The sequence below is a fragment of the Paenibacillus sp. Marseille-Q9583 genome (assembly GCF_976954365.1).
Window position 1 is genome coordinate 144,331 of sequence record NZ_CDRJTB010000001.1, and the last position, 26,551, is coordinate 170,881.

Consider the following 26,551-nt stretch of genomic DNA (forward strand, 5'->3'; position numbering starts at 1 on the left):
ACCACTAGAACTGGTTAGGATTCAATGTTTTTGTCTACTAAACATTTCATAATCACGTTTATTTCCATATTTCTTCCACCATTTTACAATATCCGACACAAAAATACTATATTCTATGTAAGGTTCTAAGCTTAACGATACGCTATAATCGTAGCAGTGAGAGCGATTGTCACCGAAAACATAATTTGTCAAGGTTGGTGCAAAAAATGAAATTGGCAACTAAATTAACTTGGATGATGTTCATCGTGTTACTTCTTGTTGGATCATCCATCGGGTTCTTCGGATATCGTACTGCTTACAAGCAAGTAGACGAAGCAGCAGGTATCGAATTGGTAGGATGCGCCAATATTACAACCGGGCTGATTGACCCATCAGACATTACTGCATTAATTGCAGGAGATCAAAGCAAACTGGAGGCTGTCGAGGACCGGATCGGTTGGATTGTGGCACATAAGGCTATTTTTAAAGAGGCATTCATTTTATCGCTAGACGGAAAGATCCTCGCCGCAGATTCAAGCTTCAAAGCAAGAGGTTATAAAGCAGGCGACACTTTTTATTTCTCAGATGAAGAGAAGCAATTGATCACTACATCTAAGCATTCCGCCTACTCCAAGGTTTATACATACGAAGGTACCTCACTTAAGACGGGTTACGGCCCCATCTATCAGGATCATGATCCGTCCAAGCCTATAGTCGCTCTAATGGCTATTAACTTCGATGGCCCATTAATACAAGAACGGACCCGAGACATCATTGTTCAGCCTTTTATTATCGGGACTTCCATTCTAGTCATTGCTATTGTGGCAGCATATCTCTTAATCCGCCGAATGGTAAGTCCACTAACGAAGCTATCCAGAGGCGTAAATCTTGTTGCACAGGGTGATCTTACTCATGATCCTATTTCATTCAACAGCAAGGATGAGATTGGTACACTAGCTCGAAATTTCAACGGCATGACGCAGAGCTTGCGCATGCTCATTACCGAAGTTAATGAAACCTCCATGCAGGTGGCGTCTTCATCCGAAGAGCTCTCTGCCAGTGCACAGGAAACTAACCGTGCTGGTGAGTACAGTGTCAACGTTTCGATTGAACTTGCCGATGGAGCTAATACACAATTGCAAAATTTGGAGGGTGGATATAAGTCTATACAAGACTTGTCACACTTCATTACAGAGATTGCAGGAAATGCTGATAACGCAATGAATAATGCTACCAGTAACGCTGAAAAGGCTCGCACAGGTCGAGAAGCAATGGATTCTACTACACAGCAGATGAGCATCGTCAGTGACAGCATCACTGATTTAGCTGTCATTATTGAAACCTTGGGCGGCTACTCCAAGGAAATCGAGAATATTGTGGGTACGATTGCGAGCATCGCAGAAGAAACCAATCTGCTGTCGCTGAATGCAGCCATTGAAGCTGCAAGAGCCGGAGAAGAGGGAAGAGGCTTTGCGGTAGTTGCTCAATCCGTACGCAAGCTTGCCGAGCGATCCGCCCAATCTGCTGCTCAAATCGGACAACTCGTAAGCATCATCGTAAATCAGATGGACCAAGCAGGAGAAACCATGAAGCGCTCTACAGAAGAGATGGATCAAGGCCGGGAATTAATCGTAACGGCAGGTCAATCCTTCTCCGAGATTGAGATGTCTGTCTCTGGGATGGCTTCACAAAGTCAGCAGATTTCCGGAACAGTCCGCGAGCTAGCCTCCATCTCCGATGGTCTCGTTACTTCTCTACAGAATATTGTAGACGTCGCTAATCAGACAGCAAGCGGTGCGGAAACATTATCCGCCTCCTCACAAGAGCAGCTTGCAGCCATGGAAGAAGTGGAGTCAGCTGCAGGTTTCCTGTCCTCGCTAGCTGAGAAGCTACAGATTCTAATTGAACGTTTCAAAGTATAATTCTTCTTATTCTCCATGTAAGTTCTTAAACTTAAAGGGGCTAGCGACCAAGCAGAGAAATTCTGCTTGGTCGCTAGCCCCTCTTCTATGTATTGAGATTACGACGCTGCCGTATTCGCTATAAACCACTCACCCAGCTCATGTACAGGCATCGGCCGACCGTAATAATAACCCTGCATGACTCTACAACCCAGTGATTTGAGCAATTCAATCTGCTCTGGTGTCTCCACACCTTCCGCTACGACTTCCATATTAAGATGAGTCGCAATCGCAATAATATTGCTGATAATAGCTTTCTTGGAGTGCATCTTGCTGTTACGAATAAATACTTGGTCAATCTTGAGTGTGTTCACTGGGATTTCATCCAAATTACCAAGGGAGGAGAAGCCTGTCCCAAAGTCATCCAGCGATACTCTTACCCCAAGCATTCGAAGTCTAGACAGCTGTGCAACCGTCTCTTTCATGTTATGCATCGCAATGGACTCTGTAATCTCCAGTTCGAGAAAGTGTGGCTCTAATTCTGCACATGTGAGTGCTTCCGCTACAACATCGTATAGACTCCCATCCTCAAACATCCGTGCGGACATATTAATAGAGACCGGTACGTTAGCTATCTCTTCCTTATGCCAGAACCTGTTCTGGCTACACACATCATGCAGCATCCAATAGGTAATCGGAACGATCAGTCCAGTCTCCTCTGCAATAGGAATGAATTCCGCTGGCGAAATGATCCCATGCTCTGGGTGTCTCCAGCGCAGCAGCGCTTCAAGACCCACCGTAACATTCATATAAGAATCCCATTTCGGCTGATACACAACCATAAACTCAGAACGAGCCAAAGCTTTTCGAAGATCCTTCTCTAGCGACATCCGCCGTAACTGATGGCGATTTACTTCCTGGTCGAACACACTGCATTTATTCTTACCTGAATCCTTAGAGGTATAAAGAGCCGTATCCGCAGCCTTCATTAGTGCTGAACGATCAGTCCCATGCATAGGAGTCATACTGATTCCAACACTTGCAGTAACATATAGCTCATTGCCCTGAATACGATAGAATTCCTTAAGTTCATGCATAATATGCCCTGCTTCTTCCTGTGCACCCTCCAGCGTGCAATCTGGAAGAGCAATCAGGAATTCGTCACCGCCTAAACGGAAGATCTTTCCTTTATCCCCTACAGAACGAATTAATCTAACAGCGACCTCCTGTAGTAACATATCACCTATATCATGTCCCAGCGTATCATTAATCGACTTAAAGCGATCTAGATCTACAATAAAAACAGCACCAGATCTACTTTCAAAAAATTCATCTTTAAAATAGCGTTCTAGTCCATGTCGATTCGGCAGCTCTGTTAGTGGATCTTGATAAGCCATTCGTTCAAGCACATGGCGATCCAGAAATACGGCGCCAGCAGAAACTGCGAGCATAAATAGCGCTGCCAGCGAAAATGCCATTAACAGTATAACATCAGTCTCTACAAAAAAAGGTTTGCTTCCAGGTAAGTTGTTATATTCAAAATGACAAGCCTTTACACTTGTGTAATGCAATCCGGTAACTGAAAATCCGATAAACAACGCCGAGTATAGCTTCCATCGCTGAAACCCTGCGCATTCTTTAAACTTTTGAAACATCAATAATCCGATATAAGACGAAACCAAAACCAGAATTACAACAACGGCTTGAATCCATATATCATAATGAATCCTCGTCGCAATCTTCATAGAAGACATTCCGATATAATGCATAGCCGAAAAGCCGCTTCCCAAGAGAATACCACCTACTACTAAATTCCACATCTTTAACTGAGGAGCAGATGTGATCCGGAATGCCAAATAGCAGAATAACACACCAACTAATAGTGATATTATAGACCTGCCTGGATAATAATTGACCTCCGCCGGAAAGCGATTCGCCATTATCCCAACATAATGTATTGCCCAAATACCGCAGCCTAACACACAAGCTCCCGAGATCAACCACAGACGTCGGATTTTGCCAGTAGAACGCGAAACTTGCGAAATCAGATTTAGTGCAGAATAAGTAACTGTCGCCGCTAGTACAAATGATAGTAAAACAATCCAAACATTAAAGTGGATTCCCATTTTATCCATTAGTTAACCTCTTCACCGGTTTTGAATCCCGTAATCGCTCAGCGTATTTCTCAAGTAAAAAATCAGTACACGAATATCAGATATGGAAGAGTGCGTAAAGATTATAGGTTATCCATAAAAAGAAACTTTAGATGTATTCTACTCTGTATTCAGAAGATTGTCTAAGTAAATACTGGAATTTATACCCTTTTTATTACGCGAAAAATGTCCATATTTGAACAATCACTCACCCCGGAAAACTTGAACTATGACCTGTTGATGATACATTTTTGGGAAAGGTAATTCGCCATATCCATAGATTCAAAACTACCAGAACCAACAGGTAGATATAAACTCCACCCATAAACAAAGTGAAGACATAATGAATACCTGCCATCCCCATCAGCAAAAATAACAACCCAAAGGAGTTTGCGGTGTAATCCTTCTGTTTAGCTGCCTCATATCGTTCTGAGAAAGGTAGTACCGGAGGATAAGAACGGAAACAAATGACCGCATAGATCAGCATTGCAAACAGCACGACTACCAAGTCTGGCACAATCTGCAGCCCAAACAACCAAAGATACACTATCGCTTCTATAGCGAATAAAGGTAATAGCAGGCGAACTATAGCTGCCTTAAGCATTCCACGATAGATGGGTGCGTTGTTTGGCAAAGGAATCAGCTTATAAATCCAAGAGCCTTTATAACCGGCAGAGTACCTTAGCATTAGAACAACCGTCTGAAGTAACGTCGCACCGAAATAAATCATCAGGTATGTGTTCGAATCCTTGATAGACGATGCATTTCCATCCCAAAAGATCCCAAATATAAAAATGAACGGGAAGACAATGGAATAACCGATTGCCGGATATACCTTTAACTTGAAGTCACGCTCATTCTTCATCATTGACCAGCTAAAACGAAAGAACATGCCCTCTACCGGGTTCTTACAAGTTACTTTCGACAACCAGTCCACCATTCGGGCGTTACTTTTGCCAGCGTTCCCTTGCTCTGAAAGCTTCTGTAAGCTCTTTTCGAATAAAGGCATCAGCTTAATATAAGCCACAATCAGCAGAACCGGAATTACTAAAGCTAGCACTGAAAGCACCACGAAGTGTGTATCTCTCGCCCCGCCAATGAACATCTCAAATGGAGCCGCAAACCATATCGGAGAAATCAAATACTGCCACCATGCCGGCTTAAAAGAGAGGCTCAATTCAGCAATATCGAACAGTCTAACAACGAGCTGATACCCTACTGTAATCCCTATAGTCAAAATGATCTGTACATAATTAATAATATCTTTGAGCTTCTCCCCGTCGAAAAACTTCATGATCAGTAAATAAAGCAGCGCCGTAATGACGAGGATAAAGCAGTCCATCAGAATGATCTCAACAGCATATATTAGAAAAAATAGTACTCCCTGTTTGAACAGGCACAAAATCAGCGAAGGTCCGGTCAATGTCAGCGTCACTGAAAATAAATAAATGAGAATGTGGATGCTCTTCGCCATGTTCAAGGTACGGCGGTTCACTGGCTTTGAAGCCAGTATGTTTTTGTCCCGAAGATCAAGCATCACGGAAGAGAAATCAGAGATCAGTGTGGTCGTAATCATAAACATCACTACACCAAACACTAGACTCATCTGCAGCATATAGTTCCCCGTTAACATCATAAGAGGAATTAACATGACGCCAAAAAGTAAATAAATCCATTGCACCCGCAGCGGCGAGCCCTCTTTCTTCTCCTCCTTCTTCTGCATTCCAGCGAGTACTGTTGGTGTTCTTCTTCCGTCCATCGTCAGTTTGACCTGCAGAATACTCCGCATCACATCATAATCAACTCCGATTCGGTTAAACCCACCTCGCAGCTTATCCAGAAGCTTCAGCACATAGAAATCAGTCATGAGAATATCCCTCTTGCATGACCGCAACAAATTCCCCAGCAATATCACGGTATTTATCAAATCCAGTTAGTTGATTAAAAATATCCTCAAGCGACCCTTCGCGGCCCTTCTCTCTTAGCTCAGCAAAGCTCCCATCCGCCACGATATCTCCACCATCGATCAAAACGATCCGGCTACTGATCTTCTCAACTACATCCATGATGTGTGAAGAATAGAAAATGGTCTTGCCCCTTGCCGCCAAAGATGCAAAAATCTCCTTTACCACCATTACGCTATTGGCATCCAGGCCGCTCAACGGTTCATCTAGGAACAGAATATCGGGATCATGAAGCATGCTGGAGATCAGCAGTACCTTTTGTTTCATCCCTTTGGAGAAGGTTGCGATTCGCGAATCATAAGCTTTCTCAAGACCTAGCAAGGCCATTAATTTTCCAGCTTTGTAATCCACATCACTACGCTTCATGCCATACAACTCACCTACAAAAGTTAGATACTCCCTAGCGGTGAGGCTATCATATAATTCGGCTACCTCCGGCACATAACCTATTCTTTTTTTGTAAGAAACATCTCCATCAGCAATATCCCTACCGAAAATCTCTACTTTGCCGTTGTAGCCTTCTACCAGACCGAGCATAATCTTAACAGTTGTACTCTTTCCTGCTCCGTTAGGGCCGATATAGCCAATAATTTGTCCTCTGTATACCTTAAGGTCAATACCCTTTAGCACCATTCGGTCCGTGTAGTTCATCCATAAACCAGAAATCGCAATGACTGGATCATCAGCAAGGCCCATATCCTAATCCCCTCTCTAGCGACTAATTGACGATGTTAAAAATTACTATTTCATAAAATTACAATAATTGTATCATTCAACTGAATCCCACTCCATAATTTAACTCACTAATCTTATATCTATGAATGCTAATGCCCTTTTCAGCACAAAAGGGAGAACCATTGGTTCCCCCTTAGAGTGTAGAGATCTATCCCACACAAATTATTCTGTTTGATCCACTTGATCATATGAAGCTCTGGCCTTTTCAACCCATACATAATTTTGACTCGTCCACCGATTTAACGCTCTCATAGGCTCAAGTAAAGATACCCCTAGGGGTGTTAGAGAATACTCTACGATGGGCGGAACGGAAGGTGTAATCTCACGCTCTACCAACCCATCTCGTTCCAGTTGCCGCAAAGTTTGAGTTAGCATTTTTTTAGAGATGCCTTCGATTCGTCTTCTGATATCACTGTAACGAATGATTCCATCTTCCATGGCATAGATGACCAAAGCTGTCCATTTATTAGAGATAATGTCAAGGACCTTACTGTACCCACAAATCGATAGCAAGATATCAGGCTCTACGGTATTCGTCGAAAATGGATTGTTCATATAAAGTCCTCCCGTGCACTTTTTGGTTCCCTGGACACTATAAAGTGCCTCCTTACTTAAGTGTAATTTATGGATTATTGTATGTCTATGCACTTCAAGAAGGAGAGATTGCACATGAAAGTATACGAAATTCAAAGTGAATTTGGGCTCGATCAACTGAAGGTAGCCGAACGTCCAATTCCTAATCCTGGTTCTGGTGAAGTTCGTATAAAAATGCGGGCAGTTTCCCTTAACGCTAGAGATTTAGGTGTCATTGATGGTTTTTATAACCCGATTTTGAACGCTCCTTTAATTCCGGTATCGGACGGTGTTGGTGAAGTTGTCGCCTTAGGTGAGCATACGTCCAGATTCAAGATTGGTGACCGGGTAAGCGGTATTTTTACTCAAAGCTGGATTTCGGGAGAACCTACACAAGAAAATTGGGTGAGCTCACTTGGAAGTCCGCTTGATGGGTTGCTTGCAGAATATGTTGTGCTTCCCGAGGAGGGATTAGTTCGTGTGCCAGATCTATTAACTGATGAAGAAGCGGCAACACTTCCTTGTGCTGGTGTTACAGCCTGGCATGCTATTGTTGAAGAAGGAAAGGTGAAGGCTGGAGAGACTGTAGTGATACAAGGAACGGGTGGAGTTTCACTATTCGCGCTTCAATTTGCCAAGCTTCACGGTGCACAGGTGATCATCACATCAAGCAGCGATGAGAAGCTTAAGCGTGCCAAGGGATTGGGAGCTGATTTCGGTATCAATTATTTAAAGACCCCTGAATGGGATAAGGCTGTTCTTGAGCTGACAGGGGGACACGGGGCAGACCATATTGTTGATCTCGGTGGATCATCCACATTAAATAAGTCAATCGGGGCGCTACGGGTGGGTGGAAGGATCAGCCTGGTAGGCGGTCTGTCGGGCTTCCAAGTCGAGGGCTTTGAAATCATCCCTGCAATTCTGAGAAAAGCACGCCTTCAAGCCATCAATGTCGGAAGCCGTGACATGTTTGAGACGATGAACCGTGCGGTTGAACAAAATGGACTTCGCCCTATCATTGACGCTGTATTTCCATTTGAACAATCTGTTGAAGCATTGCAATACTTGGCTAAGGGTACACACTTCGGAAAAATCTGCATTAAGTTTTAACAGTAGAACCCCCCTGCTTTTTTACAGGGGGGTTCTACTGTTATATTCAGCTACCGAATCATTTCGATAATAGATTATAAATGACCTGTGCCGCTTGCGCTCTTGTAGTAACTTCTTTAGGACTCAGCTTGCTATTCGCTCCGGTCACTATACCTCTTTCCACCAGCGCCTGAAGGGCTTCCTGTGCATAGCCAGCAATCTCCCCTGCATCACCAAAATCAGAAAGAGCTACAGCCTTCTTCTCGGATGGCAGTTCACCTAGCGCTACAAGTGAGCGATACAAGAGTGTGAATAGCTCCTGTCTAGTGATCTGAACCTCTGGCTGGAATTGATTATCTCCAGAACCTGTGGCTACCCCAAGGCGCTTAGCAGTCGCGAGATAGTTCGTGTAATACGTATTGCCCGCATCCGCAAAATTATCAGTTGCGGTAGCGTCGGGTGTGATGCCATAAGCATTCAAGAGCAAGACTATGAATTGCCCTCTAGTTATTGCAGCATTCGGACTGTAATGCTCTGCATCCGTACCGGATGTGATACTTCGTGCCGCAAGATAACCTACTGCACTGCTATACCACGAAGTCTCTGAAATATCCGCAAAGCTTACCTTGTTATATCCAATAATATATTGGGAGAAATGTGTGGTAACAAAATCTACGGTTCCCTTGGCAGCTTTATAATTCCCGCGTACATTCTCCAAGCTTCCGTTGGTATTGATATGGTATACGATGACCGCATCTTTCTGTTCTCCTGCTTGCAGTATATACGGCACACTGATATGGATAATGCCCCCACCAAAGGTGGAAAGAGTACTCTGACCCGCTTTTACCGACAAATCATAAACGGGTCTGTCCCCGAGAACGGCCTTACCTTCTGCGGTTAACGAAACCTTAGCAATGGTTATGATAATATCCCCTGCATCCGAGGCTGCGCTGATACTTTCCAAAGATTTGGCATCAAGCGTAATCGTACCTACATTCTCATAATGAATGGTAATCTCGGCCTTTGTACCAGAGACCAACTCGTTAATTATGCTTCTCGGTAGCGTAAGCTCGGCTGTTTGGGTTTCAGAAGTAGCTGCTACTTTAATTTCAAGTACGGCTTTCTTCCCATCCGCTTCTGCCTTTTTAGCAAGATTCACAAGCTCGGTAGCCGCTTCCTTCGTGATTGTTGCTGTGGTTACTCCTGTGGTTTTATCCGTTTTGGTTGCTGCTGTTGATGATAAATTCACAGTGTGACCGGTTGTTGTTGTAGCAACCAGTTGAGGGCTTGCTGTTGGTGTTGGTGTGGTCGTGCTCGGTGCAGGATTGCTGCCGCCAGGCCCGCTTGTTCCTGGGTCTGAAATAGATACATAAGCAGGGACAATAATATTAGTTACTGGACTCGCCTTATAACCTTCTTTCGCTGCATATCGAACTTGATACGTACCTGGTATTAGACCTGTAATCTCTTTATCTGGTGCATACACATAATTAGTCACACTGGACAGCTTATATTCTAAGGCTGTTGTGGTTCCTGTAATTTTCCCATCATTGTTCGCTGTAGAGGTAGGTGCTACCCCCAGTAAACCAGATGGCGCTGCTTGCTCTGCAGTGAATACTGGGACAATCACTTCTGCTGCTCTGCCTGCATTAAATCCTTCTTTGGCTGCGTATCTTACCTGATACGTTCCCGGTACCAGTCCAACGATCTCTACATCTGTTGCATAGACATAATCGGTAACTGTTGATAGCTTATACTCCAACGCTTTCGTAGTCCCTGTGATTTTGCCATCATTATTGGCTGCAGTAGTCGGTGCCACCCCCACTAGCCCTACAGGAGCCGCTTGCTCGCCATAGGCTGGAACTTCAACAGTAGCATCTTTACCTACGCTGTATCCTTCTTTTGCCGCAAATCTTACCTTATAAAAGCCCGGAGTAAGACCTGTGATGGCTACGCCTGTTACGGGCTTATAATCAGCTTCTCCAACACCCTTATACTCCTGCCCTTCGACTGAGCCCGTAATTTGCCCATCATCGTTAGCTTCAGAAGTAGGAGCTACCCCTAATAGACCTGTTGGGGCTGCTTGTTGATGGATATAAGCAGGCACCTCCACGCTTACGTCTTCTCCAGCATTATAAGGAATGATCGTTGGTCCCGCTGCGTTCGTTGGACCTTGATATCCTGATGTAGCCGCATATCTTACTTTATAAACACCAGGCGCAAGCCCTGTAATCGCTGGACCTGATACTTGCGTATATGCCGTATCTCCAGCCAGTTTATATTCCAAGGCCGAACTTGTGCCCAAGATTTGTCCATCCTTACTGTCTGCTGCGGTTGGTGCTACACCTGTAAGTCCAGCAGGCACAGCTTCAAGTTTTGAGAATAGCTTATCCAGCGCTGTAGTAGTGTTAGTGTATCTGGCTCCGATTGGGTAATTAGCCTGCACGTAATCCGGTTGGATGTTCGTCCAGCTGTACATAAGCTCAATATGCCCTAAAATAGGTGCATTAGTACCACTTGCATCTTTGTTGTCCTTGTTATACGTGAACAGATATGGAACCTGAAGTCTATCTCCAATCACGGTGTCTCCAAGCTCATTCACATAACTAATCACAGATGGTTTGGCTGCTGTATTGTTCTCGGTCTTGATATTAGTCAGATAAGTACGGACCAGATCAACATACAACTTCGCATATGGGTGATTGGTTGTTCTAATCTGAAGCTCATTATTATTGTGCGGATTGGCATTGCCCTTGGTGCCGCTGTTGTTGCTTGGTTCAGCAACCGTCACCCCAGAGTCGAGCTTCGTATCGAAGAAGTAGACCTTATCGATATTATGCTTCTTGGCATACTCGTTAATATATTTGATAACTGCTTGTGTGTTGGGGCACCATGAGCCGCCTAACAAAATCGCATAGTTGCCATCACTCGCCAAAATTTGCTTCAGCTGATGGTAGGTCACATGTTCATACACGAGCGTACCGTCCGATTCGTTGAAGATCGTAGGTTTGCCCTCATTTTCGCCCTCGTAGTTCTTGTTAAATGCCGCCTTGATATAAGCAGATTCATCGATCGTGTTATACCCAGAAGCGGCACTAAGTACCTCTCTTACTGATGCTTTATAAGCATTAACTTTCGTAGCATCAAGCGTTCCGTTCGTTAGGAACTCATTCCACGAGTAGCTCTTATCCAGATAGGATACAACAGGAGCGATATTTCCTTGTGCATCCTTGTGATCCTTGTTATATACCAAGAGAAATGGAGATTCGATCTTATTAGCGGTTACGACATCCCCGTTTTTATTGGTATAACTAACATTGCGTTCTGGAACGTCCTTCGAGGACAGATTCAAATTCTTTAAATATTTGTTTACCAGGTCAACGTATTTGTAAGCAAATTTATTATTGCTGGCTGCAATCTGGAGCGTGTCACCGTCCAGCTTAGTATCAAAGTTATAAATTGTAGAGATGCCATATTCTTTAGCTACTTCATTGATAAAGCCGATATCGGCCTGTGTATTCTCGCTCCAAGCGCCGCCAACCAGAACAGCGTAAGTGCCTTCACTCTCAAAAAGATGAACGATATCCTCATAGGTTGCCGTTTTAAATACATGGCTAGCATCATTCAAACGGTCATAGACATGACTGAAATAATCAAAGTGGCTTACACCACTGCTTGAGCCAAAAGAAGTTAGCGCCTCTGCGTTATACGGATTAGCATAAGCTCTTCCTGCCTGAGTAGGCAGAATTAGCAGGGAGGCTGCCAGCAGCAGCGTTAGAATTTTTTTAAAGGTTAATGGTCGTATCATTATGTGCACCTCGCCTTAAATAGGTTTATGTGATGGATGGGCTGAAAGGAATCCTGAATGAGCCTGCCGCTCATCAAGGACAAACCTCTTCCTCAGCGGCTGGTGCCGGTGCGGGTGCCTGAACCGTTTCCGCTGGAGCAGCTGCTGGTGCGCTGACCGTGGATGATGCAGGTGCAGAAGACGATGTCTTCGGTTGGGCAGACTCAACGACCGGAGCGGCTGTCGCTTTAACCACCTCAGTTGTGGAGAAAGTAATGGATTTCGATTTCGAAGGTGCTTCCGTTGCCGTTACTACAGGTGCCGCAGTGGCCTTAGGCTGAGCGGATACGACAGGAGAAGATGTCGGTTGAGCTGCTTTGGCAGTTACGATTGCTTTGGGAGCTGCCGTAGGCGCAGCCGTTGGAACCGGTGTAGCTGTTTGAGTTTGCGTTTTGACAGTCGCAGCTACCGTGGTTGTAGTTGTAGCTACCTTAGCGGTCTCCGCGGCTGGAGCTGCGGTCGCCTTAGGCTGAGTTTCACCCACCGCTGGAGCTGCCGAAGCAACAGTCTTCTCCGCAGAATCAACGGTTGCGTCTGGGGCAGCAGTCGCTTTTGCAGAGACAGTCTCCACTGCTGGAGTTGAGGATTCCGGTTGAACCGTTTCTGTAACAGGAGCCGAAGTGGCTTCTGCCTGAACAACGACTACCGCTGCAGAAGTAGCTACAGGTGCCGCTGCTGCAGAAACGGATACTGCTGTATTACTGCTTGCTTCAATGGATGCTGCCTCTGCTGTCTTTTTATTAGCGGATACTGCGGCATACGTCAATGCGGAAAAGACAACAGTTGCAGCAACCAAAGATATCGTAAGCTTTTTCATAATGTGTACCATCCTTTTCAAATAAAATAAGACCCAACATGGCACGTTATTACGCACCTGTTGAATCTCTGGCTGTCCAGTAGATCCATGCTTCTTAACTTCATCGTTGTACCTTTAACTCCTAAATTCTCCCTTCTCTAAAATAAAAAAAGAGACTCAACGAGACGCAAAATACGCGTCTTTCGTTGAATCTCCGGCTGTCCAGTCGATTCCAATTGGCTTGTGATTAAGTTCCATATTATTCATGATGATGTGCCTTGTCAATCAATTTTTATTTTTCACATGGTTTTTATCGGAATTAATTATTTTTAACATATTATTACATTGACTTTACTATAAATTGTATATAGATTGATCTCATTAGGATTAATCACATTAAAAAACTAGGTTTAAGGGGGTATCGGTAATGAACATAGATAACAACTTGTTATCCGCCATCGAAACGAACTGGTATGGATTTGTGGCTTCCATATTTGTTTTTGCAATTTTGTTTCTACTGGCACGTAAACGCATTGGATTTGGTACTCGGGTACTCATCGGACTTGGCATCGGACTTATTGCCGGAATATTCTTTCAATACTTCAATTTAGAGACCAAAGCCATTAGCACGTTCGGCAGCATTTATGTCAGCTTGATTCGCATGCTCGTCATTCCTTTAGTATTCGTACTCGTATTGAACAGTATCTCTTCCTTAACGAATCTGGAGTATCTGCGCAAAATAGGGATCAAAACCTTCGCCTGGTTCCTCGGAACGACGGGTATCGCTTCTATTATCGGCCTATCGGTTGCGCTGCTGTTTAATCCTGGTCAAGGGATACAACAGGATGTGCCTGCAGATTTCGCCGCCCGGGAAATTCCGACCTTCTCACAGGTTATTCTGGATCTTGTGCCATCTAACCCTGTGAATGAAGCAGCTACGGGTAAGGTTGTGCCTCTGCTCATTTTCGCTATCTTCCTAGCAGTAGCAATAATCAAAATCGGCTCCAAGAAACCGGAAGCCGTGAAACCTGTACGTGATCTTATTGAGTCCCTGACACTGATACTGCATCAGGTCGTGAAATTCATTATTCGCTTGACGCCTTACGGTGTCTTCGCACTGATTGCAGGAATTACCGCACGTTATGGCTGGGAAACGTTGCAGGAGCTGGGCAGCGTAATCATTACCTCATATGTCGCAATGATTATACATTTTGTTCTTATCTTTGGCGGATTGGTTCTATTAGTAGCGAAGGTGAATCCAATCCGTTTCTTCCGCAAAATCTATCCAACCATTACCGTTGCCTTCACGACTAGAAGCAGCTACGCAACACTTCCTGTCAATCTTGAAGTGATTACGAAGCGCCTTCATGTCTCCCCGCGGATCGCGAGCTTTATTGCGCCGTTAGGAGCATCGGTCAACTTTAATGCGTGCGGTGGCATTTGGCCGGCGATTGTGGCGGTGTTTACCGCCCAAGTATTCGGTATTGATCTGAACTGGACTGACTACATTACGCTGGTCTTAGTAAGTATTATCTCTTCTATTGGTGTAGCTGGCGTACCTGGACCAGCCGTAATCTCCACTACGGTAGTCTTAACCGCTCTTGGGTTGCCGCTTGAAGGAATCGCTATCGTTGCAGGTGTAGAAGCGCTCATCGATATGGGTCGTACCGCTGTAAATGCAACAGGGACAGCTGTAACTGCGTTGTTGGTCGCCAATTCAGAAGGTGAATTTGACCGCGAAGCCTTTAATAGCAATGATGACGAAGATGATATTCTCTTGAGCACAGTTTAAAATCCGAACATACAAGCAAAAAAACCTCCGGCAGCTGCTTATAGCAGAAAGCCGGAGGTTTTTTTGTGAATTCATATTAGATTCGCTGTTACACCATGCTAATTCTTTGCCGTTGTTTAGCTGAAGCAAGGCAGGTTTCAACCAGCCTCATACTTAGCACCGGATCCTCCGGTGCAATGAGTCTCTTACCTGTGAACACAGCGGCTGCAAAATCATCCACCTGCCGTATGTATGGATTAGCCCCTGTGGCATCGACCCGTCTCACCTCATCACCAGTGTACACAAAGAATTCCGCATCCTCGTCTCTAGCGTTGAAAGGCATAGGCACCTCAATTCGTCCCTCGGTCCCAAGAATCTCTAAGAGCTGGCGGTTATATGCCCACATTCCGCAATCAAAGATCAAGCTTAAACCATTTGGAAACTCTACCAGCCCTGAAGCCATCATATCTACATTATCATGCTCAGGGGAGAACTTCGCATGCACGGTCACAGCTTCCGGCTCCGTCCCAAACAACAGTCGTGCCGCACTTAACGGATAACAGCCAACATCATAAAGCGAGCCGCCACCCCAAGCCGATTTAAAACGAATATTTGAAGTGTCTGTAGCATCATTGTAAGTAAATGTACCTCGAATCGAGCGTAATTCTCCGATTTCACCGCTAGTGATAATGTCCTGGAGTTCAGCAATCCGTGGATGATGCCGATACATGTATGCTTCTGCTAAGTGGACGCCTGCATCGTTGCATGCTTTCACCATCTCTGCAGCCTCTGTACTGTTCAGTGCGATCGGTTTCTCACATAACACATGTTTACCTGCTTCTGCCGCACGGATCACCCATTCTCGATGAAGATGATTTGGGAGCGGAACATACACCGCATCGATTTCTATATCCGCAAGTAACTCTTCATAACTGCCATATGCTTTCTCTATTCCGAACTCTGCGGCTACAGCGCTGCTTTTTTCCAAGCCACGACTCGCTACCGCTGTAATCACTCCCGAATCTGAATTCATGATAGCTGGCATCACTGAACCTGTCGCAATCTGCGCACAGCCTATGATTCCCCACCGAAGTTTTTGTACCATAATGGCTACACCTCTTCCCTTGGATTAGTTACTATACTTTAAGACACCTTATCATAGAATGAAACTCATCACTAATAGAAAAGTACAGTCAGAGCGCAAAAAAGCAGCACCCATAGGAGATTCGACTCCGATAGATACTGCTTTTTAAAATCACATTATCATATTTAACAGCACAGCCGCACCAAGCACAGCAATACGGGCCGCATTCATCAACACGAAATTTTTGACGGCAAGAATAAAGGTACTCGCCTTCTCCTGCTTCTGTTTGAACAAATCGATATTTCGGCGCAATGGGATCAGTGTAAGTAGAATCGCCAAGACAAGAATAGGGTTAATCCCCAAGATCAGCAGCACTACAAGATCCAGATAAGAGACATAGTATAGATATTTAAACAGCACAAGCGCATTACGTCGGCCAATGTACACCGGAAGCGTGTACCTGCGGTTCTCCACATCTTCATCAATATCACAAATATTATTAGCGAGCATAATCCCTGCAATCCCCAAAATGGCAGGAACAGAGAACCAGAACAGGTACAGCACTTCCATAATATTGATATTCAAGCTGACCCAACCGTTCTGAAGCAACAGCGATACCACATGCTCGTCCGTATGAATATAGGCAGAAATAAAAATAATGACAAAGCCCATAAACAAACCCGAGAACAACTCCCCTAATGGCATGCGCGAAATCGGAATCGGCCCGAACGAATAAAGGATGCCTATCAAGAACGACAGTCCACCCAGTAAAAAGACCAGTAAACCCGTCTGCGTAACAAGCGCAATCCCGCCCCCTGCAGCCAGAGCCAGCAAAATAACAATCGTCGCCACGACGGTGCTCTCTTTTAGCTTAAAATGTACAATCGCATTATGCGTCTCATAGCCATAGCCGTGGGTTTTAGAAGCTTTTTTAAAATCGTAATAGTTGTTAATCGCCGTCGTTGCCATATCAAAGCTAAGCAGGGAAACGAACATCAGACCAAAACGCAACATATAAAAATCCTCAAACCGATACAGGGCATACAGCGTCCCCATCAGAAAGGGGATCATACTGGCTACTTTTGTCGGCAGCTCCACAAATCTTAGAAAGCTTTTAATATTCACACCATACACCCTTATTTATCAAATGAGCCTGCAAGGTATTACTGTTCAGTCGTTGTAATCTTCACTGGGGACCATTCAGCAATAACTGTTTGACCGTGCACAGACACGCTGCCTTCAGGACTCAGATCCTTCTCTGTCATAATTCCAAGCGCGACTGTAAAGTTGTTGAATTTGATCGGAATATTTTTCTCACGACGCACTTCTTTGCCATTCAGATAGAATACAGCCTCATCGTTGCCACGGTGGTACGTTATGCGGTAGGTATTAAACTCACGTGGTTTGAAATCCGTATCTTCTTTAAAGATGCAGAAATATTTCGTTCCTTTGCTCTCTGGTACTTGTACCCCCGGGAACGGCAAAATACCATATACACTAGCATATTTATCATTTCCCGCAAAAAAGTCTAGCGCCGCACCTGTCGTAAAATCAAGCAAGTTCAGCGATACATAACCATCATACAAATCTCCAGGTGCTGTTCCTTGTGTACGGCTACGAATTTGCAGCTCAAAGCTAATCTCTCCGGCCTCAGGAATTACTACTGGCTCCGCGGAGTAATACATATGCTTAGCATTGTCTAGAATTTGTACTTGATGGTTCTCACGAGACAATTTCGCACGCACATACAGCGTATCATTACGAACGATAACTACTGCTTCCGGTTCACGATAAGCCCAAAAGGACCCATCAGGCAGTGTAAATCCACCTGTCTTCCACACCTTTCCTTCTTCTAAAATGGAGTGGAAATCTCCAAGCACCATTTGATTGCCTTTAACATTTTGTTCTTCCTTCAACAGTTCCTTGTCCTTCTTTTCCATGAAAGCTCACTCCTTCTGTATGGTAATGATTAGTACAAGCAAAAACGCCTTCAGCGTCCCTAATAGACGGTAAGCGTTTATGCGAGAAATATAAGGATAATGTATAGCGTGAAACTTATATATTATCCTTATATTTTCAGAATAATCCTTGAATTAGTAAGGTTGCTGCCATCACTACTCCGCAACGAACGGAGGCTTTTTGTGAAGCACCCATGAGCGGGATATAGGCTGGTGAAGCATTATGTGGCTTCAGTCCACGATAAATACGAATTGGCCAGAAGGCCGTAACCAAGGCCAATAGTGCATAAACTGGAAGTACGCCCATCAGCACACAGATCACCACAGAAGCATAACCGGTGAAGAGAAGCACACGCGAGAAGACAAGTGCCTTCTGTTCACCCCACACTACAACGAGCGTAAGTTTTCCAGCCTGCTCGTCGGCTTTCCAATGTAAGAAATGATGATTAAACAATAGCAATGTAGTCAAGAATCCAACCGGCAATGAAAGGATGACAGGCTTCATGCTAAAATGACCGGTTTGTACGAAAAAGGAACCTAACACCGGCATGATCCCAAAAGCTATAAAGATAGCCACCTCACTGTATCCCTTACCTCGATAGCCATACCGCAGGGGTGGGGCTACATAGAAATAAGCGATTAAAGCACCTACAAGTACAAACCAGAGGATTTTCCAACCGCTATATATACTTAGGATTCCACCACAGATGAGGGCGATCGCCAACATACTCCAGGTCATCTTTGCATAAAAAGACTCCGAGAGGATTCCACCTGTCAGTAGCCCGGAGTTTGTGCTGATTTCACCAGCGGAATTCTTCGCCTCTGTATCTGTTCCGTTGCGATAATCCCACAGATCATTCACCATATTGGAAAACAGATGCGCCGAAATCGCTCCTATTAAGGTTAGAATAAATAAGACCGGATGGAATGACCTTTCCCATACATATGCCCCAACTGTACCTAAAACAATCGGGATAAGCATAACTGAAAAACTCCAAAACCGGGTCGCCTTCGTAAATAATGTCCATTTGCTCACTTCAAGCTTACCGCCTTTTCATTATGACTTGATAATAATTATCACTGACTATTATACATCAATTTTCAACAGATTGTGAAGATTATCACTGCATATAATGTCTAATCTTGACATAATACCTCGGTTTGTTTGGCTAAAAGGTTTCTTCATTGAAGCTAAAAACGTAAATAACCTCTTATTGGACATAAGGCCACCCTTTTACAACAAAAAATGAGCGCTGTTTTATAGGCAAGCACATACCGATATGATATGATAGGCAAGCCTATGAACAGCGCTCGTTGAGTGCTGTTTTTAAGAGCGTAAAACTATATATAATAATGGAGGCTTTTACTGTCATGTCAGCGCAATCCCCTAACACCCAATCTGTCAAAATCGTCACCGCAGACCCTAGCGCCATCGGGCTATTCGGACTGGCTATTGTCACATTGGTTGCTTCTTCACAGAAGCTTGAGTTTACAACAGGACTTAGCTACGTCATTCCTTGGGCTATCTTCCTGGGAGCATTTGCTCAACTATTCGCCGCAATTCAAGATGCTAAGCACAACAACACCTTTGGTATGACTGCCTTTGGCGCCTACGCTTTCTTTTGGTTCGGCATGGCTAGCAGCTGGCTGATCAAGCTCGGCGTATTCGGCCCAACACTTGCAGAGGCTGTAGATCCTAAGCAGCTCGGATTTGTATTTCTGGGTTACTTGATCTTTACAATCTTTATGACCATTGGCGCGGTTGAGGCTAATAGAGTTTTGCTTATCATTTTTGTGTTGATAGATTTCCTTTTTATTGGACTAACCTTCGATTCCTTTGGTATCGCTCCAGAATTCTTCCATAAGCTTGCTGCTTGTGCCGAACTTGGAATTGGTATCGTATCCTTATACGGATGTGGCGCTTCTGTGCTAAATGCTCATTTCGGACGCACTTTCTTACCGATCGGAGCTCCGCTAGGTATTTTCAAGAAATAGTAATTCACCTTTTTTGAATCCTAACTTTTGCAAGCCGAAAGGATGCCTGAGACCATGCATGTCCTATCCTCTTCTGAATTAGCCGTAACCGCTATATTTGCGCTTATTCTCGCAGTTATTGCCTATTTGATCATTCGGAATATCCCAAAGATGTCTGGAGATATTGCGGCTTTTCGCAAAAGAACACTGGTCTGGACCCAGGTTTCGCTTGTACTAACGGTACTTCAGCTGAACTTCAAAGCAGGCGACTGGCGATTTTCTATCGTTCTTGGACTCATCGTATTATTTACCGGAAGCATTTGGCTTTCCGCCCGTTACCATGACATCCGCAGCACCTTAGATCCAGAATCCAAAGATTCTGAAGTACATTAGTAGAAGCTAGGTAACAAAATAAAGGTGATGAAGCTCCCGTAAGGGGGCTTTTTTTGTGAATTCGGAAGGTCCCTTCGCATACTTCTCCCCTCCATAACCATACTAATGACATTCCAAGCTAAAATGCCTACGGCGTCCTATTAAGGAGGCTAAACGTTTATGCGAGAATTATAAGGATAACGTATATCGTGAAACTTATACTTTCTTATAATTCAATATAAGTAACGGGAGGACTATCCAGGTGAGTAAAAAAATAAATCTTCTGATGTTCAGCGGAGAATACGACAAAGCCATGGCGGGATTGATCTTAGCGAATGCCGCGAGAGATATTGATGTAGAGGTTACGATGTTTTTCTCTTTCTGGGGTTTGTTTCTGGTGCGTGATCCGGAGAAGATGACGCTAGAGGATAAAAGTATTTATGAGAAGCTGATGGATGTCATTACGCCAAAGGGTCCTGGGCAGCTGCCACTCTCCCACTTGAATTTCAGCGGGCTGGGCCGGATGATGCTAGAGGAGATGATGGAGGAGCAAGGCGCGCCGAAGCTGATTCATTTTCTAAAAGGAGCTCGCAAAAAAAACATCAAGTTCTATGCCTGTAAGCTCTCCGTCGAAATCATGGGCTTTAAAACAGAAGAACTGCTGCCAGAGGTCGAGATTATCGATGCTGCGGCGTATTTAAAAGATGCTTTGGAGAGTGATGTTCAGCTGTTCATTTAGCGGTTGAAATTATTATCGTGATCAAGAGGTCCCTCAGATATTTATAAGGAAAAAATTCTGAACAATTATTAAAAATAACAGTGAAAAAGTCACGATTAATCTAACATAAAGCGACATGGGGAATTTCTCATGCCGCTTCGGATTTCAATTAAAAGGATATAAATTATACCGTGATGATTGTCTTGCCCATTGGAATCTTGAAGCTCTTCTCCATTACTTTGATATGAATCAGCTCTTGTGCATCCACGATTAATTGCGTCTTCAAATGATTCACTTCCACGGTAATCGTCGCTTGACGGTAACGCATCGTGAAGGTGTATCCCTTCCATTGCTTCGGCAATGTCGGGTTCAATGCCAAATGATCATCCTTGATCCTTACACCCGAGAAGCCATAGACGATCGACATCCATGTACCACCCATGTTCGCCATATGCAATCCGTCTTTCGTGTTGCCATGAGTGTTATCCAAATCCATTCGTGCCGTTTCAATGAAATAATCGTACGCCTTGTCCGAGTAACCTAACTTCGAAGCCATGATGCTATAGATCGCGCAGGATAAGGACGAATCATGAGTTGTCAGCTTCTCGTAATAATCGTAGGAGTTCCGCAAGACATCGGTTGAAATGCCATCCTCGAGCAAGAAATGCGCCAGTACCGTATCGGCCTGCTTCAACACCTGATGACGATAGATGTGTAGCGGGTGATAGTGAAGCAACAGCGGGTGTTTTTCTTCCGGTGTGTTCTCGAAATCCCACACCTTCTTCGCTAAGAAAGAATCATCTTGTGCATGAATGTTCAACTTCTCATCGAAAGGCAGATACATCTTCGCAGCCGCTTCTTCAAATGCTGTAATCTCATCTGTTGTTAAGCCAATGCGACTACACAAAGCCTCCCATGCTGCAGGATGAGTTTCTGCCAGCTGCTTATACCACGATGCAGCCCACTCTAGATTATATTTTGCAAGTACATTCGTGTAATAGTTATTGTTTACGATGGCCGTATACTCATCCGGACCTGTTACATCATCAATCTTGAATAGACCTTCATGATAATGACCTAGCTCCATCCAAGTTCTTGCAGTTTCAAATACGACTTCCGCACCGAATTCCGCAATGAAATCTTTATCGCCTGTCGCGAGATAATATTGAATATACGTATAAGCAATATCACCATTAATATGATACTGTGCCGTACCAGCTGGGAAGTACCCCGAGCACTCTTCCCCTGTAATGGTACGCCATGCGTAAGCGGCCCCCTTCTTGTGGCCTAGCTCTAGCGCACGCTTCTTCGCTTCGCCTAGAATCGTATAACGGTAACGAAGCAACTGCTTCGCCAGCTCTGGCTGACAGAGGATGAAGAACGGCAGGATATAGATTTCGGTATCCCAGAAATAATGTCCCTCGTAGCCCTCACCGCTTAAGCCTTTGGCTGCGATGTTACTGTATTTATCTTTGCCCACAGATTGCAGCAACTGATATACGTTATATCGAAGACCTTGCTCAAGTACCTCATCACCTTGGATCTCGATATTTGCAATTTCCCAAAAATGTTGTAAATATACTTCTTGTGCCATGTAAGCCGCTTGAATCCCTTGCGTTAATACCAAAGCCATCAACTCACGTCCGTGAGCAGCTGGATCTTCGTGTCGACGTGTATCTGTAAATACGTTGAATTTTGTGAATTGAACAATATCCTTACCGGCTGGGAACGCATACCGCACCATTACACTTTTCTCACCCTTGATCAGTTCACCGTTCACCGCAGGCGTTGTCTGATGAACTGTTGTTGCCGCCACTTGTAGCTTCGATGTATTTGTCTCAAGCACGATTTGTAAGGAGGTCTCGTCGAACACCTCGATATTCTTCATATCCAATAGCTTGGCATGACCCGATGCAACACGAGGGTCCTTCGCATTCGTATAGTTACTCACATCGCCATTCACGCCAGAGGTAATCGTCACTTCATCCTGACAATTGATACGAGTTACCTCAATATCTATTGTGAACAATTCGAGTGTTGTCAATGACGCCATGCGTTTGAATGAAATTTCGGCCTCTTTACCTTGTGGTGAAATCCAGTGCACGTGCCGTACGTACTTACCTTCGCGCATATCGAGATAACGACGCTGGGAAACGACCGTTCCTGTGAAAAGATTGAACTTCTCCTCCCCAATATGAATAGTCACATCCTGTACATCCATCACATTCACAAGCTTCTGTTGTGTATCGGGAAAGCCATACGCGCTCTCCCCATATAGCATCGGTGTAATATCATAAAATGCATTTATATATGTTCCACGAACCGTTGGCTCGTCACCTTCATAACCTTCTTCAAAATTACCTCGAACACCTACATAACCATTAGCCACATTAAAAATACTCTCACTAACGCCGAGGTCTTGCATATCCCTATGATTCTCAATAATCCAGCCCGACTTCATATGAAGGCCCCCTCATCCAATTTTATTTCACTGCACCTGCCATAACGCCTTTAATAATGTATTTCTGTGCGAACAGATAAAAGATAATAACCGGAATAATCGATACGACAAGTCCTGCCATTGCAAGGTTCCACTGAATTGTAAATTCTCCAAAGAAGAAGAATGTTGATAATGGAATGGTACGAAGCGCCGGGCTTGTTAAGGTCAACGATGGAAGCAAATAGTCATTCCAAATCCACAACAGATTCAAGATTCCTACAGTCATCGTAATTGGCGTAAGCATTGGGAATACAACCTTCCAGAATGTCTGCCACGTATTACAGCCTTCGATCATTGCCGCTTCTTCAAGAGCAATCGGTACCCCTTTAATAAAACCGTGATAGAGGAAGACCGACATACTTAGCCCAAATCCGATGTACATGAAAATCAGGCCATAATGTGTATTAATCATAGAGAAATTAAGTGATGGGATATCCCATTTGTTTAAATATTGCATTAACGGAATCATCACCGATTGAAACGGGATGAGCATCGTACCTACGAATAAGAGGAGAATGCCATTGGACAATTTATTCTTCAGGCGAACAAGCATCCAAGATGTCATCGCTGAGAAGATAATAATAAGCCCAATACTAATGACACTCACTAAGAGCGAGTTTTTAAATGCTGACAAAAAGTTCATTTTGTCCATTGCCGCAGCATAGTACTCGAAGGAAAAGGATTTCGGCAGGCCGAACGTATCGGTGAATATCTCGGCACGTCCTTTGAACGAATTCACAAACATAATATACATAGGCAACAGCATAAGAAGTCCACTAACCCAAGCTATAACTTCAAGCAATATTGAAGTTGATTTATTGCGACGTTTCATTATTGTTCAACCTCCCTTTTCTTCGAGATAACGACCTGCGTAACCGTCACAACTAAGATGACGAGGAAGAAAATAATCGCCTTGGATTGCGCGAGCGCATATTGATTCATACTAAACGCGGTTTTAAAGATATTCATTGCAACAAGCTCGGTTGTACCGTAAGGACCACCGTTCGTTAGTGAGATATTGGTATCATATTGTTTGAATGCGTTCGACAGCGTCAAGAACAAGCTGATCGTGAAGGCTGGCATAATGAGTGGGAACATAATTTTGCGGAATCGCATCCATCCGCCTGCGCCATCCATATCAGCTGCCTCCAGCACCTCATCCGAAACACCTTGAATAGCTGCGATGTAGATGATCATGACGTAGCCGGCCATTTGCCATGTTCCTACGAAGACCAGCGCCCAGAAGGAAGCCGTCGGATCATCCAACCAATTGAAGAAGATCGAGCTATTCCCCATTACTTCTCCAACCTGTACGAAGAATTTCGTGAATACGAACTTCCAGATGAAACCTAGGATCAGACCACCGATCAAGTTCGGCAGGAAGTATATTGAGCGTAAAAGATTACGCGACTTAATTTTGGAAGTCACCAGCATCGCGAGTGAAAGTCCGATAACGTTAACGAGAATAATCATGCATACGGCATATTTAAATGTCAGGCCGAAGGATGTAAGAAAATCTGAATCTTGAAACACCCGTACATAATTATCGAAGCCTACAAAGTTAGAACCTGCAAATTTAAACCCATCCCAATCTGTAAAAGAGTACACAATCCCCATAACGAATGGAATGATGACTACATTTATAAAGATGAATAATGATGGAACAATAAAAGCTGCGGCTATTAAATTTCTCTTTACACTTTTCTTCAATGGTTTCACCTCTTATCCATTTCTACAAAACAGGAAGAGGCCGCTTAACGAATATTCGAGAAGCAGCCTCCATAGCCATACGATTATTTTTTAACCGCAGTCATCCAAGCATTCTGAAGTGCTTCTAACAAGCCCTCGCCCGTTAATTTTCCTGCATAGTATTTTTCCATTTGGTTCGCAAACTCTTGATCTGCTCCCGCTGGGAATTGATCGAATACCCATTTCACTGTCTTGCCTTCACTTGCATAACGGTTCACTTCTTGGGATAACGGATCCATTTTGCTAGTATCAAAACCGGAGTACACAGGGATAAAGTTAAACTCATCCGTTATATAGTGCTGACCCGTTGGATCTGTTAGCAACCAATCCAAGAACGCCTTTGCACCTGCTTGTTGATCTTCCGATGCATGCTTGTTCACGCGGAAGAAGTTACTGTTACCTACCGCAATACCTTGATTACCTTCGAACGGTACTGGCAAGAAACCGTATTCAAATTTCACATCATAATCGTTCAAGAGACCTTGTGCCCAGTTTCCTTGGTGAATCATCGCATATTGTCCTGCCGCGAAGCCTGCAACTTGTTCATCATACGTATCTTTACTCAAGTTCGTATGGTCTTTGACCTTGTCCAGATCAGCAACGTACTCTTTCAATTCAGGAATATCTTGAAGCTTCAATTCGCCAGCATTAATCTTAGCAATCGTACCCGATGTATCTTTCATTAATGCAAATGGCCAGTTAAATGGATGCATGAAACGGAAGTAAGACTCTTGTGCATACGCTATGGCCTTCTTCACGCCTTTCACTTGCTCCAACTTGGTACTTGCTGCAACAAGATCATCCCATGTCTTAATATCGTCCGCCTTCACGCCTGCTTCCTTGAACATATCCTTATTGTAGATAAGTCCGAAGCCTTCAAGCGCAACTGGCAAGCCATATAATTTACCATCATTACGCGCTGCTGTATCTTGTCCTTCAACAATTTTGCTAGCCGCTTTCATATCATCCAAGGGTGCCATATATGGAAGATATTTTTGAAACTCTGAGCCAGATGCTGTTGTGAAAATGGTTGGTGCTTTTTCTGGTGCGGAGCTGAATTGTGTCTGGAGCACCGTCATCAGGTTGTCACCTGCTGCTCCTAATGCTTGTACTTCATATTTATCTTGAGTTTTATTGAATTCTTTCACTGCATCCTCTAGTGCACTTTGGATTTCTACTTTATTCTGAATGATTGTAATAACCGCTTTTTTACCAGTTCCTTTAGACGTTGTGTCTGCGCTATTTGCCTTGTTTGCTCCATCATCACTTTTTGCTCCACAAGCGACTAACGTGGATAACATAGCTACAGATAATACTGCTGCCCCTACTTTTTTCTTCATCTGCAATACCCCTCTTCTGAAGATTTCATAATTTTTATTTGTATTTCT

The 26,551-nt window shown here is 44.1% G+C and carries 20 protein-coding genes; 6 read left to right on the forward strand and 14 right to left on the reverse strand.

What is annotated here, in order from left to right:
- Positions 1–206: 206 nt before the first annotated feature.
- A complete protein-coding gene (locus tag ACWNM1_RS00600) occupies positions 207–1,901 on the forward strand; it encodes a methyl-accepting chemotaxis protein (RefSeq protein ID WP_449599147.1) in 1,695 nt (564 codons plus the stop codon).
- Positions 1,902–1,999: 98 nt separating this feature from the next.
- Here the strand turns inward: ACWNM1_RS00600 and ACWNM1_RS00605 are convergent, their stop codons facing one another.
- The 4 genes from ACWNM1_RS00605 to ACWNM1_RS00620 form a co-directional block, all read right to left on the reverse strand.
- Positions 2,000–4,015 carry a bifunctional diguanylate cyclase/phosphodiesterase gene (locus tag ACWNM1_RS00605; protein WP_449599148.1) on the reverse strand — a complete coding sequence of 672 codons (2,016 nt, stop codon included), beginning with the start codon at positions 4,013–4,015 and terminating at the stop codon, positions 2,000–2,002.
- A 226-nt stretch (positions 4,016–4,241) separates the two neighbouring features.
- A complete protein-coding gene (locus ACWNM1_RS00610; protein ID WP_449599150.1) occupies positions 4,242–5,900 on the reverse strand; it encodes a hypothetical protein in 1,659 nt (552 codons plus the stop codon).
- Positions 5,893–6,693 carry an ABC transporter ATP-binding protein gene (locus tag ACWNM1_RS00615; RefSeq protein WP_042192604.1) on the reverse strand — a complete coding sequence of 267 codons (801 nt, stop codon included), beginning with the start codon at positions 6,691–6,693 and terminating at the stop codon, positions 5,893–5,895. Before ACWNM1_RS00615 ends, ACWNM1_RS00610 begins: the two co-directional genes overlap by 8 nt.
- A gap of 201 nt (positions 6,694–6,894) precedes the next feature.
- The gene (locus ACWNM1_RS00620) at positions 6,895–7,287 is read right to left on the reverse strand and encodes a winged helix-turn-helix transcriptional regulator (protein WP_449599152.1); all 393 of its coding nucleotides are present in this window, start codon (positions 7,285–7,287) and stop codon (positions 6,895–6,897) included.
- Between the two features lie 114 nt (positions 7,288–7,401).
- Between ACWNM1_RS00620 and ACWNM1_RS00625 the strand changes: the two genes are divergently transcribed.
- Positions 7,402–8,415 carry a zinc-dependent alcohol dehydrogenase family protein gene (locus ACWNM1_RS00625; RefSeq protein ID WP_449599154.1) on the forward strand — a complete coding sequence of 338 codons (1,014 nt, stop codon included), beginning with the start codon at positions 7,402–7,404 and terminating at the stop codon, positions 8,413–8,415.
- Between the two features lie 58 nt (positions 8,416–8,473).
- Here ACWNM1_RS00625 and ACWNM1_RS00630 read toward each other — a convergent pair whose 3' ends face one another.
- Both ACWNM1_RS00630 and ACWNM1_RS00635 read right to left on the reverse strand, forming a co-directional pair.
- Positions 8,474–12,202: an S-layer homology domain-containing protein gene (locus tag ACWNM1_RS00630; protein WP_449599155.1), complete on the reverse strand. Its 3,729-nt coding sequence runs from the start codon at positions 12,200–12,202 to the stop codon at positions 8,474–8,476.
- Between the two features lie 73 nt (positions 12,203–12,275).
- Complete coding sequence (locus tag ACWNM1_RS00635; RefSeq protein WP_449599156.1) at positions 12,276–13,058, reverse strand: hypothetical protein; 783 nt, start codon at positions 13,056–13,058, stop codon at positions 12,276–12,278.
- A 406-nt stretch (positions 13,059–13,464) separates the two neighbouring features.
- Between ACWNM1_RS00635 and ACWNM1_RS00640 the strand changes: the two genes are divergently transcribed.
- Complete coding sequence (locus ACWNM1_RS00640; RefSeq protein ID WP_449599157.1) at positions 13,465–14,829, forward strand: dicarboxylate/amino acid:cation symporter; 1,365 nt, start codon at positions 13,465–13,467, stop codon at positions 14,827–14,829.
- 88 nt (positions 14,830–14,917) lie between these two features.
- On the opposite strand, the gene ACWNM1_RS00645 is transcribed toward ACWNM1_RS00640, so the two are convergent.
- The 4 genes from ACWNM1_RS00645 to ACWNM1_RS00660 form a co-directional block, all read right to left on the reverse strand.
- Complete coding sequence (locus ACWNM1_RS00645; protein ID WP_449599159.1) at positions 14,918–15,913, reverse strand: Gfo/Idh/MocA family protein; 996 nt, start codon at positions 15,911–15,913, stop codon at positions 14,918–14,920.
- Positions 15,914–16,063: 150 nt separating this feature from the next.
- A complete protein-coding gene (menA, locus tag ACWNM1_RS00650; protein ID WP_449599160.1) occupies positions 16,064–17,017 on the reverse strand; it encodes a 1,4-dihydroxy-2-naphthoate polyprenyltransferase in 954 nt (317 codons plus the stop codon).
- A 38-nt stretch (positions 17,018–17,055) separates the two neighbouring features.
- Positions 17,056–17,832: a DUF6081 family protein gene (locus ACWNM1_RS00655; protein WP_339267698.1), complete on the reverse strand. Its 777-nt coding sequence runs from the start codon at positions 17,830–17,832 to the stop codon at positions 17,056–17,058.
- Positions 17,833–17,968: 136 nt separating this feature from the next.
- Positions 17,969–18,886, reverse strand: coding sequence for a UbiA family prenyltransferase (locus ACWNM1_RS00660; RefSeq protein ID WP_449599161.1), 918 nt, complete (start codon positions 18,884–18,886; stop codon positions 17,969–17,971).
- A 335-nt stretch (positions 18,887–19,221) separates the two neighbouring features.
- On the opposite strand from ACWNM1_RS00660, the gene ACWNM1_RS00665 reads away from it, so the two are divergent.
- The 3 genes from ACWNM1_RS00665 (at position 19,222) to ACWNM1_RS00675 (ending at position 20,935) form a co-directional block, all read left to right on the forward strand.
- Positions 19,222–19,845, forward strand: coding sequence for an acetate uptake transporter (locus tag ACWNM1_RS00665; RefSeq protein WP_042192624.1), 624 nt, complete (start codon positions 19,222–19,224; stop codon positions 19,843–19,845).
- Positions 19,846–19,899: 54 nt separating this feature from the next.
- Entirely contained in the window at positions 19,900–20,217 is a 318-nt protein-coding gene (locus ACWNM1_RS00670; protein WP_076297950.1) for a hypothetical protein, read from the forward strand.
- Between the two features lie 241 nt (positions 20,218–20,458).
- Complete coding sequence (locus ACWNM1_RS00675) at positions 20,459–20,935, forward strand: DsrE/DsrF/DrsH-like family protein (RefSeq protein WP_042131456.1); 477 nt, start codon at positions 20,459–20,461, stop codon at positions 20,933–20,935.
- Positions 20,936–21,098: 163 nt separating this feature from the next.
- On the opposite strand, the gene ACWNM1_RS00680 is transcribed toward ACWNM1_RS00675, so the two are convergent.
- The 4 genes from ACWNM1_RS00680 to ACWNM1_RS00695 form a co-directional block, all read right to left on the reverse strand.
- Positions 21,099–23,375: a glycoside hydrolase family 65 protein gene (locus ACWNM1_RS00680; RefSeq protein ID WP_449599163.1), complete on the reverse strand. Its 2,277-nt coding sequence runs from the start codon at positions 23,373–23,375 to the stop codon at positions 21,099–21,101.
- Between the two features lie 22 nt (positions 23,376–23,397).
- Positions 23,398–24,246: a carbohydrate ABC transporter permease gene (locus tag ACWNM1_RS00685; RefSeq protein WP_449599165.1), complete on the reverse strand. Its 849-nt coding sequence runs from the start codon at positions 24,244–24,246 to the stop codon at positions 23,398–23,400.
- The gene (locus ACWNM1_RS00690) at positions 24,246–25,124 is read right to left on the reverse strand and encodes a carbohydrate ABC transporter permease (protein ID WP_231573358.1); all 879 of its coding nucleotides are present in this window, start codon (positions 25,122–25,124) and stop codon (positions 24,246–24,248) included. Before ACWNM1_RS00690 ends, ACWNM1_RS00685 begins: the two co-directional genes overlap by 1 nt.
- Positions 25,125–25,207: 83 nt before the next feature.
- Positions 25,208–26,503 (reverse strand): ABC transporter substrate-binding protein, encoded by a 1,296-nt coding sequence (locus tag ACWNM1_RS00695; RefSeq protein WP_449599167.1) that lies wholly within the window; start codon positions 26,501–26,503, stop codon positions 25,208–25,210.
- Positions 26,504–26,551 lie beyond the last annotated feature (48 nt).

Coding starts and splice junctions, on each gene's coding strand:
- ACWNM1_RS00600 (WP_449599147.1), top strand. CDS start 207: ATGAAATTGGCAACTAAATTAACTTGGATGATGTTCATCGTGTTACTT.
- ACWNM1_RS00605 (WP_449599148.1), bottom strand. CDS start 4,015: ATGGATAAAATGGGAATCCACTTTAATGTTTGGATTGTTTTACTATCA.
- ACWNM1_RS00610 (WP_449599150.1), bottom strand. CDS start 5,900: ATGACTGATTTCTATGTGCTGAAGCTTCTGGATAAGCTGCGAGGTGGG.
- ACWNM1_RS00615 (WP_042192604.1), bottom strand. CDS start 6,693: ATGGGCCTTGCTGATGATCCAGTCATTGCGATTTCTGGTTTATGGATG.
- ACWNM1_RS00620 (WP_449599152.1), bottom strand. CDS start 7,287: ATGAACAATCCATTTTCGACGAATACCGTAGAGCCTGATATCTTGCTA.
- ACWNM1_RS00625 (WP_449599154.1), top strand. CDS start 7,402: ATGAAAGTATACGAAATTCAAAGTGAATTTGGGCTCGATCAACTGAAG.
- ACWNM1_RS00630 (WP_449599155.1), bottom strand. CDS start 12,202: ATGATACGACCATTAACCTTTAAAAAAATTCTAACGCTGCTGCTGGCA.
- ACWNM1_RS00635 (WP_449599156.1), bottom strand. CDS start 13,058: ATGAAAAAGCTTACGATATCTTTGGTTGCTGCAACTGTTGTCTTTTCC.
- ACWNM1_RS00640 (WP_449599157.1), top strand. CDS start 13,465: ATGAACATAGATAACAACTTGTTATCCGCCATCGAAACGAACTGGTAT.
- ACWNM1_RS00645 (WP_449599159.1), bottom strand. CDS start 15,913: ATGGTACAAAAACTTCGGTGGGGAATCATAGGCTGTGCGCAGATTGCG.
- ACWNM1_RS00655 (WP_339267698.1), bottom strand. CDS start 17,832: ATGGAAAAGAAGGACAAGGAACTGTTGAAGGAAGAACAAAATGTTAAA.
- ACWNM1_RS00665 (WP_042192624.1), top strand. CDS start 19,222: ATGTCAGCGCAATCCCCTAACACCCAATCTGTCAAAATCGTCACCGCA.
- ACWNM1_RS00670 (WP_076297950.1), top strand. CDS start 19,900: ATGCATGTCCTATCCTCTTCTGAATTAGCCGTAACCGCTATATTTGCG.
- ACWNM1_RS00680 (WP_449599163.1), bottom strand. CDS start 23,375: ATGAAGTCGGGCTGGATTATTGAGAATCATAGGGATATGCAAGACCTC.
- ACWNM1_RS00685 (WP_449599165.1), bottom strand. CDS start 24,246: ATGAAACGTCGCAATAAATCAACTTCAATATTGCTTGAAGTTATAGCT.
- ACWNM1_RS00695 (WP_449599167.1), bottom strand. CDS start 26,503: ATGAAGAAAAAAGTAGGGGCAGCAGTATTATCTGTAGCTATGTTATCC.